General features: G+C 69.6%; 16 protein-coding genes. 6 read left to right on the top strand and 10 right to left on the bottom strand.

The window, feature by feature from the left end:
* Positions 1-80 precede the first annotated feature (80 nt).
* The 3 genes from MXD59_RS02305 to MXD59_RS02295 all read left to right on the top strand — a co-directional run bounded on the left by MXD59_RS02305 (position 81) and on the right by MXD59_RS02295 (position 3,589).
* A complete protein-coding gene (locus MXD59_RS02305) occupies positions 81-1,052 on the top strand; it encodes an alpha/beta fold hydrolase (RefSeq protein WP_248823257.1) in 972 nt (323 codons plus the stop codon).
* A gap of 516 nt (positions 1,053-1,568) precedes the next feature.
* The gene (locus tag MXD59_RS02300; protein WP_248823256.1) at positions 1,569-3,026 is read left to right on the top strand and encodes an MFS transporter; all 1,458 of its coding nucleotides are present in this window, start codon (positions 1,569-1,571) and stop codon (positions 3,024-3,026) included.
* Positions 3,026-3,589 (top strand): universal stress protein, encoded by a 564-nt coding sequence (locus MXD59_RS02295; protein ID WP_248823255.1) that lies wholly within the window; start codon positions 3,026-3,028, stop codon positions 3,587-3,589. The genes MXD59_RS02300 and MXD59_RS02295 overlap by 1 nt, the downstream gene beginning before the upstream one ends.
* 82 nt (positions 3,590-3,671) lie before the next feature.
* Here the strand turns inward: MXD59_RS02295 and MXD59_RS02290 are convergent, their stop codons facing one another.
* The gene (locus MXD59_RS02290; RefSeq protein ID WP_248823254.1) at positions 3,672-4,655 is read right to left on the bottom strand and encodes a terpene synthase family protein; all 984 of its coding nucleotides are present in this window, start codon (positions 4,653-4,655) and stop codon (positions 3,672-3,674) included.
* Between the two features lie 207 nt (positions 4,656-4,862).
* Positions 4,863-5,195: a MerR family transcriptional regulator gene (locus MXD59_RS02285; protein ID WP_248813158.1), complete on the bottom strand. Its 333-nt coding sequence runs from the start codon at positions 5,193-5,195 to the stop codon at positions 4,863-4,865.
* Positions 5,196-5,796: 601 nt separating this feature from the next.
* On the opposite strand from MXD59_RS02285, the gene recD2 reads away from it, so the two are divergent.
* The gene (gene recD2 / locus MXD59_RS02280; RefSeq protein WP_248823253.1) at positions 5,797-8,067 is read left to right on the top strand and encodes an SF1B family DNA helicase RecD2; all 2,271 of its coding nucleotides are present in this window, start codon (positions 5,797-5,799) and stop codon (positions 8,065-8,067) included.
* Here the strand turns inward: recD2 and MXD59_RS02275 are convergent.
* Positions 8,018-8,659: an alcohol dehydrogenase catalytic domain-containing protein gene (locus MXD59_RS02275; RefSeq protein WP_248823252.1), complete on the bottom strand. Its 642-nt coding sequence runs from the start codon at positions 8,657-8,659 to the stop codon at positions 8,018-8,020. The genes recD2 and MXD59_RS02275 overlap by 50 nt on opposite strands.
* A 5-nt stretch (positions 8,660-8,664) precedes the next feature.
* Positions 8,665-9,201: a nuclear transport factor 2 family protein gene (locus tag MXD59_RS02270; protein ID WP_248813153.1), complete on the bottom strand. Its 537-nt coding sequence runs from the start codon at positions 9,199-9,201 to the stop codon at positions 8,665-8,667.
* 109 nt (positions 9,202-9,310) lie between these two features.
* Here MXD59_RS02270 and MXD59_RS02265 point away from each other — a divergent pair, with 109 nt between their 5' ends.
* Positions 9,311-9,775 carry a MarR family winged helix-turn-helix transcriptional regulator gene (locus MXD59_RS02265; RefSeq protein WP_248823251.1) on the top strand — a complete coding sequence of 155 codons (465 nt, stop codon included), beginning with the start codon at positions 9,311-9,313 and terminating at the stop codon, positions 9,773-9,775.
* A gap of 182 nt (positions 9,776-9,957) precedes the next feature.
* On the opposite strand, the gene MXD59_RS02260 is transcribed toward MXD59_RS02265, so the two are convergent.
* From MXD59_RS02260 to MXD59_RS02245, 4 genes are all read right to left on the bottom strand, one after another.
* The gene (locus MXD59_RS02260) at positions 9,958-10,371 is read right to left on the bottom strand and encodes a nuclear transport factor 2 family protein (RefSeq protein ID WP_248823250.1); all 414 of its coding nucleotides are present in this window, start codon (positions 10,369-10,371) and stop codon (positions 9,958-9,960) included.
* 79 nt (positions 10,372-10,450) lie between these two features.
* Positions 10,451-11,059: an ATP-binding protein gene (locus MXD59_RS02255; protein WP_248823249.1), complete on the bottom strand. Its 609-nt coding sequence runs from the start codon at positions 11,057-11,059 to the stop codon at positions 10,451-10,453.
* A gap of 427 nt (positions 11,060-11,486) precedes the next feature.
* Positions 11,487-11,891 (bottom strand): DoxX-related protein, encoded by a 405-nt coding sequence (locus MXD59_RS02250; RefSeq protein WP_217451649.1) that lies wholly within the window; start codon positions 11,889-11,891, stop codon positions 11,487-11,489.
* Between the two features lie 154 nt (positions 11,892-12,045).
* On the bottom strand, positions 12,046-12,909 hold the full coding sequence (locus MXD59_RS02245) for a universal stress protein (protein ID WP_248813149.1): 864 nt from the start codon (positions 12,907-12,909) through the stop codon (positions 12,046-12,048).
* Between the two features lie 433 nt (positions 12,910-13,342).
* Between MXD59_RS02245 and MXD59_RS02240 the strand changes: the two genes are divergently transcribed.
* Positions 13,343-14,362 carry an Acg family FMN-binding oxidoreductase gene (locus tag MXD59_RS02240; protein WP_248813148.1) on the top strand — a complete coding sequence of 340 codons (1,020 nt, stop codon included), beginning with the start codon at positions 13,343-13,345 and terminating at the stop codon, positions 14,360-14,362.
* A 281-nt stretch (positions 14,363-14,643) separates the two neighbouring features.
* Here MXD59_RS02240 and MXD59_RS02235 read toward each other — a convergent pair whose 3' ends face one another.
* Positions 14,644-15,282 carry a CBS domain-containing protein gene (locus MXD59_RS02235; protein ID WP_248813147.1) on the bottom strand — a complete coding sequence of 213 codons (639 nt, stop codon included), beginning with the start codon at positions 15,280-15,282 and terminating at the stop codon, positions 14,644-14,646.
* Complete coding sequence (locus tag MXD59_RS02230) at positions 15,261-15,644, bottom strand: DUF7455 domain-containing protein (RefSeq protein ID WP_248813145.1); 384 nt, start codon at positions 15,642-15,644, stop codon at positions 15,261-15,263. The genes MXD59_RS02235 and MXD59_RS02230 overlap by 22 nt, the downstream gene beginning before the upstream one ends.
* Between the last annotated feature and the right edge of the window lie 35 nt (positions 15,645-15,679).

The following is a 15,679-nucleotide window of genomic DNA, read 5'->3' as shown; positions in this document are numbered from 1 at the left end:
CAACCCGCTGGCGGCTGACCGGTCCAGGCCGCAAAGTGGCCTGGTCTGCGACAGGTTCCGGGACGCAGTCTCCGCTCCTGGTGCTCCCAGAACTGTCCGGCCATCTGATCCTGGACTGGTCGGCTCCCTGTCTGTCCTCGTTCTACCGCGCCCTCGCGGCCTCGTTCCGGTTACTGCGCTTCGACCTGCCCGGCACCGGCCTTTCCCTGACGGACGCCTCGCCCTACACCGTCGACATGCACCTGGCATACGTCGACGACGTGCTGGATGCAGCCGGCTGCGAAAGCACCGCGATCGTGGCGGCCGGCCTGTCCGGACCGATCGCCATCGCGTACGCCGCGCAGCGGCCGGAACGGGTGAGTCGACTGGTGCTCGTCGGCACCTGCGCGCGGTACTGCGGGCCGGCTGCCGACGGCCTGATCGACCCCGAGATGCCCGACATCCTGGGCCGGCTGATCCAGACCAACTGGCGGATCGCCAACCAGGCGCTGACCAGCCTGCTGCTACCCAACGCCGACGCGGCGCTGGCATCCTGGGTGACCGAGCACCGGATCAGCACCATGAACAGTGACGTCGCCGTCGACATCGTCTCCCAGCAACTACGCGCGGACGTCCGGGGGCAGCTGGCTCAGGTGCAGGCTCCCACCCTGGTCGTCCACCACCGCGACGCCCAGCAGCCCAACCCGGCGCTGGCGCGCACGCTCGCCGAGCGTCTGCCTGCCGGGGTTCTCGACCTGCGTCCCGGCTCCGCGGACAATCCCGTTCTGGCGGACCCCGCCGCCGTTGTCGCAGCGGTGCGGCGATTCCTGCAGCCGGAGCGACATCTGCTGACCCGGCGTGAGACCGCGGTACTCAGCGAGTTGGCGCGGGGGCTCAGCAACCGCCGCATCGCCGCCGAACTCGGTATCGCCGAAAGCACCGTCGCCCGGCACATCGCCAACGTGTTCCAGAAACTGGGTGTCGACAACCGCGTAGCCGCGGTGACCCGCGGCTACGACATCGTCCGGGAGTCACCGCCGCAGCGCAGCAGCCGGCGAGCGTCAGCCCACTAAGCGGTCGCTCGTGGAGCCGGGGTGACGCCACGCCTCGCGGCGACGACACCGCCTGTGCGCCGAGCCTGCCGGCGCTACCGCCACCGGGTCAACCTGCCGGCCAGCCGGGCGCCACGTGCGGGTCTCGAGCAGCTGACGAAGGTCATCCCGTCGAGCGACGGCGCAGCCGTACGGAGGCAGGGATCGCGGCCGGATTCGGCACGCGGACCCAGGCCGGACCAGGTACGAAGACCCGGGCCGACCAGGGCCAGGGCCGCGGCCGAAACTCGGGCCAGCGGCGAGAAGCCCAGGCCAGGTGCGCGCCGGGTATTCCCGCCAAAGCCCATCTTTAGCAGAGGGTAACTATTCTCACAGTCCGCCCGCTCCCCCTGTTCGTCCAGCGGGGGACACGTGAGGGTATCGGTAGAAAACCCGCTATCTCAAGGTCAATCATTCTTGCTGTTCCCGTACGCCCAGCACCAGAAGGTATTTATGCGCCAAGGTCCCCTTGCTGGCAGATACGCGGCATCCGCCGCCATGGTGATGTTCGCAATTATTCCCTATCTGGCACTGTCGGCCGCGCTTGACCCGCTGGCGCCGATCATCGCCGGCCAGCTGCACATGAGCGCGCAGACGATGAGTCTCGGCTCGGGTCTGGGTAACGCCGCCTACGCGCTCGGCACGGTGCTCGCCGTCCAGCTTGGCCTGCACCTGCCGCAGCGGCGGATGCTGCTTGCCTACGCGGCTCTGCTCGTGGTCGGATCGGTGCTGACGGCGGTGGCGCAGAACGCGGCCATGTTCATCGCCGGCCACACGGTGCAGGGCCTGGCCACCAGCATGCTGCTGATCGCCGCCGTCCCGCCGCTGGCGATCGGCTATCCGCGCGAACGGCTGCACACCACCGTCATGATCATGAACATGGGCATCTTCGGCGCGGTCGCGCTCGGTCCGTTCATCGGTGGTCTGCAGGCCGACGCGGACGCCTGGCGACCGCTGTTCTGGATCGTCACCGCGGTCGCGGTGCTCGCGCTGCTGCTGGTCGTGCTCACCTTCGAGGACGCACCCCCGGCGAACCCCGACGCCCCGCGCGACCTGCCGGCCATCGCGCTGGCCGCGGCCGGCAGCCTCGCGGCCTTCCTCGGCGCGTCCGAACTGACCAGCCACAGCTTCCTGGACGTCGAGGTGATCGCACCGCTGCTGGGCGGTCTGGCCCTGATCGCCGGTCTCATCGTCTACCAGTACCGGGCGGCGCAGCCACTGCTGATGGTGCGGGAGATGCTCACCAGCGCGATCCCGGTCGCGGGCGTGGTGACCGCGCTGTTCGCCGCGGCGGCGTCGGTGTCCGCGACGGCGCTGACCGCCTCGGTGCTTTCCGAGACGTACGGCCCGGTGCGGGTCGGGCTGCTCTTCCTGCCCGAGCTCGGTGGCGCGGTGATCGCCGCGGGTGTGTTCGGCCTGGTCATCGCCCGGCGTTCCCTGCACTACCTGCCGCTGGTGGGCATGATCCTGCTCGCCGCCGGGATTCTCGTCTTCCGGCTCGGGATGCCCGACAGCCAGCCACTGGCATTGCTCGGCTCCGCGCTGACCGGACTCGCCCTGGGCGCCACGGTCGCCCCGGCGCTGTTCGTGGCCGGTTTCTCCCTGCCCTCCGCCAGCCTGCCGCGGGTGTTCGCCGTGGTCGAGCTCCTGCGCGCGGTCGCGGCTTTCATGATCGCGCCGATCTTCGCTCATTTCGCGGCCACGGTGACCGGTGACCTCAACGAGGGAACGAACATCGCCCTGTGGATCGGTCTGGGCCTCGCTCTGGCCGGCGCCGCGCTGGGCGTCACGATCTACGCCCTCAGCGGTGCCCGCCCGCAGACCCCCGACCTCGACACGTTCCTGGCCGGCCAGCGTCCGGCCTGGTACTCGCCGCCGCTGCTGAGCCGACTCCGCCGATCCCACGATCTGGATGATCTGGACGTGGCCCTTCCCGTCCCGGAAAGCGTCGACTGATGTCCACACCCCGCTCCGACGCCACACCCCATGTCGACGCCACACCCGACGCCGACGCCACACCCGACGCCGACGCCACACCCGACGCCGACGCCGGGCGGCCCGGCACCCGGGCTGGTCGTCCCACCGGGCCGGTGCTGTTCGCCTATGACGGCGGTGATGTCGCCGGCCATGCCATCGAGTACGCCGCGTCGCAGCTTCCGCCCGGACGGGAGACGCTTGTGCTGTGCGTGTGGCAGCCCTCCGACGTCGGATTCACACCGGTCGGCCCGCAGCATTTCGACGCGAACAACGCCGCCGAGGTCGAGAAGGCCGCCGCCGACGTCGCCGCGCACGGTGTCCGGCTCGCCGAGGCCGCGGGACTGCGCGCCCAGAACATCACCGTCCAGGCGGCGCCGACCTGGCAGGGCATCGTCGCCACCGCCGCCGAGCGCCAGGCCGCGCTCATCGTGGTCGGCGCGCATCGGCACTCCCGGCTGGCCGGCCAGTTGCTCGGCAGCGTGGCCAGCTCCGTCCTCGCCCATGCCGGCGGTGCCGTCCTGGTCGTCCACCCGCCCGGCTGACCCGGGCCCGGACCCGGACCCGGACAGCACAGGCGGCCAGGAGGCTGGCGAGGACGCGGGAGTCGGCCCGTTGTTCAGCGGGTTACGGGGCCGGGGTGCGCTCCTGGTGCCGGCCGGAGGTGAGCATCCAGGCCAGGTGTGCGCCTGGCATGTCGCGGATGGTGCGCACGATCAGGCGTAGCCGGTCCGGGTCCGTCGTCGGCGCCAGGCGCCGCGCGTCGGTGAGAAACGCACGTTCGGCCTCGCCGAGGTCGTGCGACCGTCCGGTGATGTGGGCGTGTACCTGTTCGAGTGCGGTGCGCTCGTCGCAGCCCGTGGCATGGCGAAGAACGAGGACGTAGTTGGTGGTCTCGCCGCGTGCGCTCTCCCGGGGCAGGGACACCACGTCGTTGCACCAGGCGGCGATGTCGCTGGAAGCCGCGCACAGCTCGGTCCAGCTGCTGGTGGCGGCGAGGCCCGGCGGGATCTCGGTCTGGTGGACGACTTCCAGCAGATCGAACATGAACATGGCGTTGTCGTCGCGACGCAGGGACGGGTATTCGGCCGGGGTCGCCAGTGTGCCGTTGTGCCGGTGGGTGATCTGGGTGAGAAACGCGTCGCGATGGTGATGGATGTGCTCGAGGATGCGGCGGCGCCACGGCGCGGGCATCCCCCGGGCGGTGCGGGGCCACAGGTCCGCCAGGGCGGTGACCGAGGCAGGGGCGGTGGCGGGCACGGGCCGTCCCTCGATGATCGAGGTGATCGCGGCGTAGGTGGTGTGCACGAGCTCGGCGCGCAGACCCATCGGCCCCTCGTCCTGCTCGTCATCGAGATGGAACAGCCACAGCACCCACTGGGCGAAGACCTCGACGCCGCCGCGGGGTGCGTCGGGCAGGATGCGCGCGGCCAGCAGATGGAAACCGGCGGCGTCGAGCCGGGCACGCTCGCGGGCGTCGGTCACCAGGCCGACCCGGGACGCCCAGGCCATGAGCTGGTCGCCGATCTGTTCGGCCGCGGGATGGATCCGCTCGGGAACGCGGATGCCGAAATCGGTTCTGGGCATGCCGGTAGGGAAGACCTGGGTCATGGGGGCTGTCCTCGGTGACAGAGCGGGGATACGGGTAGGCGCACCCGACTGAGGTGCTCTCCCAGCGAACACCAGGCGGCGTCGTTGTTCCGGGACAAGGACGCCGGATAGAGGCTTACGGCCTGTCTTGCGGACGTTCGCCGACCGGGTCTGGCGGGTGTGGATGTCCCCGACGGCCGCCTGGCTCTGGGCGAGGCGGCTCGGTGGTCAGCGGCTGGCGGACTGGTCGTCGCGTAGTTGCTGGTTGATCTTCTGGGCTTCCGCGAGCTGGTCTTCGAGGATGACGATGCGACAGGCGGACTCGATCGCGGTGCCCTGGTCGACGAGCTCCCGGACGCGGGCGGCGATGCGCAGCTGGTAGCGGGAGTAGCGGCGGTGGCCGCCCTCCGAACGCAGCGGAGTGATCAGGCGAGCCTCACCGAGGGCTCGCAGGAAGGCGGGCGTGGTACCGAGCATGTCGGCCGCGCGGCCCACGGTATAGGCGGGGTAGTCGTCGTCGTCGAGGCTGTCAGCCGGTTTGCGGGTCGTTCCAGGACTCATCGCACCTCTCTTGTAGCTGTATCGGATGTGGATGCGTCGGATGTGAACACATCGAATCGCGGATACGTCGAAGGGGGCCCTGGTGTCGTCCGACACCAGGGCCCCGAGGGCTCAACACCATCTACCGGCCAGGTTCGCCGGGTTCCTGGCTCCGCGCCGCCGCCTCAGAGGGCGGGTGCGGAGATCGCGTGTGCGTGACCGGGAACCACCTTCCAATCCGGGGCATGCAGTGACCGAGCGACCTGGACCATCGCCCGGGCGATCCTGATGGCGTCTACTCCTCTCCACTCGCTGTCTGACGGGGTACTGCCGAACTTCCGCGGTGATGCTCGGCGGCCTCCCTGGCCACCGTCCTGCTCGCGACAGTTCGTGTCTGCCGCGACCCTGGACTCCGTTGGCTACGAGAGCAAAGCTACCTGACGCGAGGACCGATGTCTACTGTGGCGGGGACAGATTTTTCGCCTCTGAGCGAAGAGGGTTGCTGCCATGGGCGGGTGCGGCCTGGAGTCGAGGCCGCCGACCCGCGCGCGGCGGTCCAGATCCCCGCCACCTGGCCCACCCCGACGACCTCCACCGCGCGGACCTCGCATAATGGCTGGCTGTGACGGTTACGCGTGCTTCTGCTGATGCCGCGCACCAGGCGGTGGTGGAGGGGGTGTTGGAGCGGATCACCTTCGTCAGCGAGGAGACCGGCTACACCATCGCCCGGCTGGCCACCGAGCGGTCCGGCCCGGACCTGCTGACGGTGGTCGGACCTTTGCTGGGCGCGCAGATCGGGGAGAGTCTGCGGCTGACCGGACAGTGGGGCAGTCATCCCCGGTACGGCCGGCAGTTCCAGGTGCACTCGTACACCACGGTGCTGCCCGCCACGATCCAGGGCATTCGCCGCTACCTCGGCTCGGGGCTGATCAAGGGAATCGGGCCGGCGATGGCCGAGCGGATGGTCGCGCATTTCGACACCGACATCCTGCGGATCATCGAGGAGGAGCCGGCGCGGCTGATCGAGGTGCACGGGCTGGGACCCAAACGCACCAGAAAGATCACCGACGCCTGGGAGGAGCAGAAGGCGATCAAGGAGGTGATGGTGTTTCTCCAGGGGGTGGGGGTGTCCACCTCCCTGGCCGTGAAGATCTACAAGAAGTACGGGGACGCTTCCATCGGTGTGGTCCGCACGCAGCCCTACCGGCTCGCCGTCGACGTGTGGGGAATCGGGTTTCGGACCGCCGACACCATCGCCCAGGCGGTCGGCATCCCCCACGACAGTCCCGAACGGATCAAAGCCGGGTTGCAGTACACCTTGTCGCAGGCCGCCGACGACGGGCACTGCTTCCTGCCCGCACCGAATCTGGTCACCGAGGCGGTGAAGATCCTCGAGGTCGAACGCGAGCTGATCGGCCCGTGTCTGGAGCAGCTCGCCGCCGATGAGGGCGTGATCCGCGAGGGCGTTCCGGCCGGGGACGCCACCGTTCCGGCGGTCTACCTGGTGCCGTTCCACCGCGCGGAGACCTCCCTCGCCGACGGGCTGCTGCGGCTGCTCCACGCCGACCAGGATCGGTTGGCGACGTTCACGGACGTGGACTGGTGCCGGGCGCTTGGCTGGCTGCGGGGCCGGACCGGTCAAGAGCTGGCCGACGAACAGGAGGCAGCGGTCCGGCTCGCGCTCACCAGCAAGGTCGCGGTGCTCACCGGCGGTCCCGGATGCGGCAAGAGCTTCACCGTCCGTTCGGTGGTGGAGCTCGCCCGGGCCCGCAACGCCCGGGTGGTGCTGGTCGCGCCGACCGGGCGGGCCGCGAAACGGCTGGCCGAGCTCACCGGGCACGAGGCCGCCACCGTCCACCGGCTGCTGGAACTGCAACCCGGCGGCGACCCCCGATATGACCGGGACAATCCGCTGGACGCCGATCTGGTGGTGGTGGACGAATCCTCGATGATGGACGTCATCCTGGCCAACAAGCTGGTGAAAGCGGTCCCGCCGGGAGCACATCTACTCCTCGTCGGTGACGTCGACCAGCTTCCCTCGGTCGGCGCCGGTGAGGTCCTGCGCGACCTGCTCGCCGCCGACACCATCCCCAGGGTCCGACTGACCAGGATCTTCCGGCAGGCACAGCAGTCCGGCATCGTGGTCAACGCCCACCGCATCAATTCCGGGACGCCGCCACAGCTGAACGGCTTCGCGGACTTCTTCTGGTTTTCCTGCGAGCCGGCCGAGGACTCCGGTCTGCATCCAGCGGAGGAGACCGCCACAATGGTGGTGGACATCGTCGCCCGCCGCATCCCGAAACGCTTCGGGCTCGATCCCCGCCGCGACATTCAGGTCCTGGCACCGATGCACCGCGGACCGGCCGGGGCCGGCAATCTCAACATCCTGCTGCAGGAAACCCTCACCCCGGCGCGGGAGGGCATGCCCGAGCGCCGCTACGGGGGGCGGGTGTTCCGGGTCGGCGACAAGGTCACCCAGCTTCGCAACAACTACGAGAAGGGCAAGGCCGGGGTTTTCAACGGGACCGTCGGCGTCGTCACCGCCATCAACTCCGAGGAACAGACGCTGACCGTGCTCTCCGACGAGGACGAAAGTCTCAGTTACGACTTCTCCGAACTCGACGAGCTCGCCCATGCCTACGCCGTCAGCATCCACCGCTCCCAGGGCAGTGAATACCCTGCCGTCGTGCTTCCCCTCACCACCTCATCGTGGATGATGCTGCAACGCAACCTCCTCTACACCGGCGTCACCCGCGCCAAAAAACTTGTTGTCCTGGTCGGATCCCGTAAGGCGCTGGCGGCCGCGGTCCGAACCCCGGGAGCCGGGCGTCGCCACACCGCACTCACCCACCGCATCGGGACGTCCAAAGCCCGTGGCAGTTCAGCAGCCTGAGGTGTCGAGCCCCACCGCCGGGCAGAAGTAGCGACTCCGGAACAGTCCGCACCGCCGAGGGGGCGGCGCGCCGAGGCTCACCGGTCGCAGCGCAGGACGATCTTGCCGAACTGTTGGCCGGTGAGGGCCCTGGCGATACCCGGGCGCGGCCGAACAGCATCCGGTAGGCGGTCAGCCAGGCGGTACCCAGGCACGCGGCCTGCTCCCAGGTCAGCTCCGGAGGCTTCGGCACCAGGTTGGCGCGGGGCACCTGGACCCGCTCGGCCCAGGTGCCGTCGACACCCTGCGACAACATCCGCAGACCGGGATCGTGCATCGGATCGGGGTACCGCGCCGCCGCCAGGATGGGATAGACGATGACCTCGTTGCCGTCCGGGTCGAGGCCCGCACCGTCCGAGCCGAGCACCCGCGGCGACCCGGCCGGATCGAACCCGTGCCCACGGATGGCGGCCAGGTCGCTGTGATTGACCGACGCGCATCGCAACGTCACCGTGACCCACCCGTCCGGCGGCGGCGGCTGGTCGCGATCGTCGATCTCAATGCCGGTGAGCAGCCCGTCGGGGTCGGGTGCCGTTCGGCGAATCGCCCGCACCGCGCTCAGTCCCGGGGAAACGCGTAGGGCAGGTCGTGGCTGATCACATGCTCGGCGATCAGCCACCGACCCTCGACCCGACGCAGCGTGGACCGGTTGTAGCCGGACTCGATCGGGGTGATGGTCCCCTGCGCACCGGACGTTCCCGGCGGCCACCCGCCCTCGGGTTCGGCGCGGCCGACCACGTTGTGAACCAGAAACTGGACGTCGATGGTGGCGGTGTCACCGTCGACGTCCACGATGTGGTTGAACGTGGTGTGGTGGCTCCAGCCGCGCGGCGGGTGCGGGGCCATCATTGCCGCCACCGCCTGCCCGATCCGAGCCGCTGTCCGCACACTGCCGAGCGGGGTACGGCCGCCGTCGCCGGTGTAGTAGATCTCGACCACCGCGTCCTCGGTGAACAGGGCGGCCATCGCCGGCCCGTCCCGGTGGTCGGCGGCGCGTACGTAGGCGGCCACCACCTCCTCCACCTGCCGCTCGGCGCTCTTGCCGACCATGACCGGCGCCGACCGCAGCGGCCCGGGGGACGATTCCGTGATCATGAAAAGCCCCTTCGTCGAGGCCTCACCCAGAGGCCAACCACATGAGAGTCTCAGGTAGTTACCTGAGAGTGTCAAGAAGTTGGTGGAGAGTCTCAGGTATCGTGGGCGGGTGGGTACGCGGCCGTCCTTCACCGGGGAGACGCTGACCGGCGAGATCGCGCGCGGTAGCTTTCCCGAGATCCGCCGGGCGATGCTCGACTTCGTCGGCGCCTACCTGCTCGACTTCGAGACCGCTGCCCAGCAGGCCGGGCTGACCCTCGCCCAGGCGCGGGTCCTGGGCTTCGCGGCGATCAGGCCGTCCTCGATGAAGGACATCGCCGCGCAGTTCGGCTGCGATCCGTCCAACCTCACCGCCAAGGTCGACCGCCTCATCGAACTCGGCCTGGTCGAACGCCGCTCCGATCCGGCCGACGGACGCGTCAAGCTGATCGCGGCCACCCCCGACGGCATCGCCGCGTCGGCCGCACTCTGCCACAGCCGCGACTGGCTGGCCGACGTGCTCGGCTCCCTCACCGGTGACGAGGCCCGCACCATCCAGACCGCCTTCGACCTGCTGGTCAACCGCCCGGCCTGAGGTCCTGGCCGTCAGCTCGTTCGACGGCGGGGGGCAGAAGTGAGCGGGCCGTGCCGATGCCACGCCGATGTGCGGCTCCGCCACCAGTACCACCCGGACCGGCCAGTGCGGACCGGCCAGTGCGGACCGGATCCTGCGTCGCCTCCTCGGTCACTGACCAGGTCGGACCGCACGCCGATCTCTCACTGATCCGCCGCTGCGGCCCTGGGCTGTTCCGGCGCGGGGCACAGGTGGGCCGCGATGATCTGCCAGCGGCCGCTGTCGTGGACCCAGGTGCGGGTGTAGTCCATGACGACGGAGACGGGTTCACCGCTGATCCGAGCGGTGATCGCGGCGCGCACGAACGTGACTCCGGTCGCGCCGTGGAGCAGACAGTGCCGGCGCAGCTCGACGTACGAGGTCACGGCGAAGGCTCCCGAGGCGTAGCCCGCGACATCCTCGGCCCTGCCGTGGAGCAGACCGTCGTGCCCGCGGGCGACGAGGTCGTCGTGCAGCACGTCGGCGAGCCCCGCGGAGTCGTTGGCAGCCACCACGGACTGGAACTGATCCTCGGCCCGTCCAAGACCGGCGAGATCCGCGGACTGTGCCATTGTCATGATCTGAGTCTCCCGCAGCAGCGAACACCGCGTCTCCGAGTCCGCCGTCGGCGCAATCGAGCACGGAAAAAAGTGACCGCTATCCGTCGATCAGCACCCAGACGGCTCTGGGGTCCCTGCTCGATTTTCCAACCCACCGGATCAGACCTTCGGCCTCCAACGCCTTGAGGCGGGTCTTCAGCGCCGGCCTGCTCATACCGAGAGCCCCGGCGAGATCGCCGGTTCCCGAGGGGCTACCCGACGCACGCAGGGCATCCAGAACGTCCTGGCTGCCCTTGGGCAGGCTCGCCGCGGTTCTGGCATCAAGGCGAGGTATGGCCGCGAGTACCAGTTTCACGCTTCCGGCGCTCTGCTTGTACATCGGATCCGTGAGGCCAACCCTCCTCATCTCCTCGAACATACGCTTGATTCCCTCGCCGAGTTCCTGCGCGACCCGCAGGTCAGCACAGACCCGTGCGATCCGCGGGTTTCGTGCGAAACGGCTGATGTCCAGCGGTCGCGACGGGTCGGCGAGCCCCGGGAAACGACCCGGGCTCTCGATCTCGATCCTGTTCGGATAGATCTCCACCCTGATGTGGTCGCCCCCAAGGCTGTACGAACGATGGATCACCGCGTTGACCAGCCCCTCAAGCCAGGCATCCCGTGGGACGATCGAGCGGCCGACAAAGGTGCCGTCCCTGTCGAGCACGCGCCGCTTCGGGATCAGATCCTCGATGACTCTGCTCGCCTGGTGGACGGCTTGCGGGATCGACCCTTCGACACGAATGTCGGACGCATCGTCAAGTCCCAGCCTGGAGCCGGTTCCACCGCGTACCAGGACAGGCCGCGCGCAGGACCGATGTCGCCTTCGAGTAGTCCTTCAAGTAGACGCCCCTGGAGGGCATCCGAGCAGGTCAGAGTCATGATCAAAACTTCAAGTAGGTTTCGAGTAGCCGTCGGAGCACGACGCGACCATGATCCGATATCCCGACGGACACCACGAACGCCCATATAATCGATCTTGAAAGCTCATGGTCCCGCGCCATGTGATCGCCTGCATGGCTCCACGGGAGGCACTGTCCAACCCGTCCGGGACGCACTTTTCCTGTGTGGCGCGACGGCCGGATCCGGCCCGCTCAGACCGAGGTGCGGGCGGATGGGGTGAGGACGGCGCGGATCATCGGAACCTGCAGCGGCAGGCGTGCCCAGGCCAGGGTCGCCAGGGCGATGTCCCGCCGCTGGCCACCGCCCCGCCGGGCCCGAGCGGTGGCGTCCAGCGCCATCTGCAGGTTTCCCGGCCACACCCCGAGAAGCAGCGCGGCACTCGCCCGGCCGGCCCAGGCCGCGTCGGCCGCGAGCCCCGCGGCGCAGGCCAGCTCGGCCACGCCGCTGACCAGCACGATCTCCCGGGGCCACGGCAGCGCACGGGGGATCAACGGCATGAACCAGGCGGGTCGCACGATATGCACGACCCCGCTGGCCAGGAACGCTCCCGCCACAAGCCGCGAACTCGGCCTGGCCAGGCGCGCTCGGCTCGTCATGAACATATCGAACCATCCGGCGGCGTCACCGTCTCCCTGCCGTGCCCGAAAAGGCCGAGGTGGCCCGTTCAGCGTGCGCGCCAGAAACGGTTTTCGCATACGCGTCCGCGAGCGGGTCATGCGGAGCGCGCCATGCCGGGCACGTCGTCGCCGGCTATGCCACGGCCGGGATGACGACCACCGGGCACGGAGCGTGGTGCAGGCACTGGTGTGTGACCGAACCGAGCAGCAGTTCGGCGAAGCCGCCGTGCCCCCGGGACCCGACGACGAGCAGTTGGGCGTCCTCGGTGGCCGTCAGCAGCGCATGGGTGGCGCCATCGGTGACCAGCATGTCCTCGACGGTGAGGGTGTCACGTTGCGCGATTCCCGCGTCCAGGCAGGCATCGAGCACCGAGCGGGCGGCCTTCTCCGAGGCCTCGAAGTCCACACCCACGTAGACGGCGGGGTAACCCACCGGCACCGGCGCCCAGGCATGCACCACCCGCAGTACCGCACCGCGCAGGCGGGCCTCTCCCGCGGCCCAGCGCAACGCCTCGATCGACGTGGGCGAACCGTCCACGCCCACGACGACCGGCCCGTTCGTCCGCGACTGATCAGCGCGGACCACGACGACCGGCGTGGTCGACCGGTGCACGCAGGCGGCCGAGACCGACCCCATCAGGAGCCGGGGCAACCGGCTCGCCCCGTGCCTGCCGACCACCAGGAGATCGGCGGTGCCCGCGGCGGCGAGGAGGGCGTCCGGCGCATGCCGTGCTTCCACCCGTTCCACCACCGGTACCGGGCATCGCGGGTCGGTCGCGTTATGGATGGCCGTCTCCAGGATCCGCCTCGCGGTGGTCTCGGTCTCGTGCTGACCGGAGCCAACGCTCATCGTGACGACGGAGGCCGGTGAGTGCTTCGGTGACCAGGCCAGCAGGGCGGTCACCGTGGTGCCGCGCGTCCGTGCCTCCCGCATGGCCCACCGCAGTGCCTGCTCGGCTTCGATCGAGCCGTCCACTCCGACCACGATTCCGCTCATCGCGCACCTCCGTCGTATCGAGATCTCTGCTGTGTCGGACACAGCGTCGTCTCGCCACGGCCGCCGATCGAGGGCTGTGCGGCAATACCGGCCGGGTCACTGGACCCTGTTCTTCCGTACCAAGGGCTCGTTGTCAGCCCGCACGCGAACAACGAACGGGAAATTTCACCTTTTCGACCTGAATCATGGGACAAAAAACGAAGATCCGTAATATGTGGGCCTGACCGCGGGCGCCCCGACCGCGTGCGGCGGCGCGGGCGCTCCGAGACGGGCCGAGCGACCTGGACAGGAGGGACGATCGACCCCGAAAAGACAGCCCAAGGAAAGAAGTCCGACCCCATCCCAGTGGGAATACTGAACGTGTCCGGACAGACGACATCGGGTGGCGGGCCGACCGGAATGTGCCTGCCGCGGCAGTGATGGGAGCACGTCCATGGTGACCAGCACGACGACGATGTCCGCGGACCTGGCCAGGTCCGCGGTGGAAACCGCCATCCTGGCGCCCTCGATCCACAACTCCCAGCCGTGGCGCTGGCGCCTTCGGGACGGTGTTCTCGAACTCCGCGCGGACCTCACCCGCGCGACCCCGGTCGCAGACCCGGACCACCGCCAGCTGGTGATGAGCTGCGGCGCGGCACTGTTCCACGCCTGGGTGTCGCTGCGGGCGGCCGGGCTCGCGGTACAGATCGACGAGCTGCCGGACGGCCCTGACATCACCCACGGGCGTCTGGCCACCCTGCGGGTCATCGGCACGAGCGCACCCGCTCCGGGGGATCTCGCCCTTGCCTCGGCGGTCCACCACCGTCACACCGACCGGCGGCCTTTCGACCCGGCTGACCTGCCCGCCGAGGTGGTCCACGGGCTACGCCGGGCCGCCGAGGAGGAAGGCGGCTGGCTGGACTCGCTGGCCAGCCGGGAGGCCCGGGTGGAGCTGTCGGTGGTGCTCGCCCACGCGGACTGGATCGAGACCCACGACCCGGCCTACCAGGCCGAGCTGCTCCACTGGAGTCGCACCGACCCGGACGCGACCGACGGTGTCCCCCGCGGTGTGGTGGTGGGCAGCGAGGAGCCACGCCAGTCGGAGTTCTCCCTGCGTGACTTCGACGTGATCGGCGAGGCCGGTCAGCAGCTGCGCGAACCCCGGGTCGAACGCCCCGGCGTGCTCGTGCTCGGCACCGACGGGGACGACCCGGAGAGCTGGCTGCACGCCGGGCGGGCGTTGGCCCGGGTCCTGGTCGTCGCGACCGCCGCGGGTCTGGCCGCCTCCCCTCTTGGCCAGGCGATCGACCTCGAATCCACCCGCGCCCTGGTCCGCGAGGCCACCGGCGGGATGGGAACGGCCCAGATGATCCTCCGCATCGGCTACCCGGACCCCGCCGCGCAGCCGCTGCCGCCGACCCGGCGCCGTCCGGTCACCGAGGTGCTCGACCTCGCCGATCAGGCACCGGCCTGACCGACGCACCTCATCCGGTGGCCACCGGTAGGACGAGAACAAAAAGCGACCAGGCCGATCACTCGGCCTGGTCGCTTTTCTGGTTCTCACGGAAATGTCGTGTTCCCGAACGACAAACGCCACCGGCGACGGCGACGGCGACGGCGACGGCGGATAATTTTTCCGGGTAGACCATCTGCTTCCAGACACGGCGAGCAACAGCGCCGCCGGCTACACGTCCAGCGGTTTCACCATGACAATGTGTCGACGGCGGAGATGATCGAGGATCCACAAGATGCGCGTTAACGATGCCGTGCGGGGAGGTGGACCGCGATGACACCGGGGATCGCGCGGACAAGGGCGAGCAGCAGGTCGGGAAGGGCGGCCGCCGGCTCGGCCAGCGTCACCTCACCGTCGGCCACCGAGACCGCCGGGGAGACCTCGGCATACCAGTCGAGAAGAACCTGCCGCACATCGTCAGCGATGTCGCTGTCGGGCCGGGCGAGCAACCGCACCAGGTCGCGGCGACTGACCAGGCCGACGAGCCGGTTGTGGTCGTCGAGGATCGGCAGCCGGGTCAGATGCTCGGACAGCATGATGCGAGCCAGATCGGCCAGGTCGGCATCGGCCCTCGCCGTGACCGCGGGCGTCGACATGACGTCGGCGACGATCCGCCGGTCCTCGGGCCGGCCAGAGGCGTCGACATGCTCCGATGGCAGGGCGGCCACGATCAGATCACGGCGGGCATGGCGGCGCGGGTCCGGTGCGCAGCCGATGGTGAACAGGTCCGCCTCGGTGACCACACCCACCAGGGTGCCGTCCGCGTTGACCACCGGAAGCCCGCGGACCTGCCGACGAAGCAGCAGCGTCGCCGCCTCCTTCACCGAGGTCTCCGGGCCCACGCAGTACACCTCGGTTGTCATGACGTCACAGGCGCGCATGATGCTCCCTCCTTCGCGTTCCGATCGCCGGCCCCATCGACACGAACGCCCACGAAGATCTTTTCGGGGGTGGTCACGGGCAGCCCGAACTCGTCGTAGATCGGCGCGTCCAGCTCCCGCAGGCGCGCGGCGCTGGCGCGCAGGTGATGGGCACACAGAAAGATCTCCTGCGCGGCACGGTCACCCGCCCCCGGCAGGACAACCCGGGCGACGGGTTGGCTCGGGCAGCAGCAGGCCCTGGCCGCCGCGTCGATCGGCACCGCCTGGCCGACGGACGGACCACCGGCTGGCCGAGACCGCTCGGCGTCATACCCGGCGGTCGGAACAACGGGATGGGTGCGTCGTGCGCCACGAAAGCTCATGGACCAACACTGGTCCTTCGGGCTGTGCACAGCGA

The organism is Frankia umida, from assembly GCF_023242945.1.
Lineage (GTDB): Bacteria > Actinomycetota > Actinomycetes > Frankiales > Frankiaceae > Frankia > Frankia umida.
Note: the sequence above shows the minus strand (reverse complement) of the source record. Positions and strands in the feature narration are given on the sequence as shown.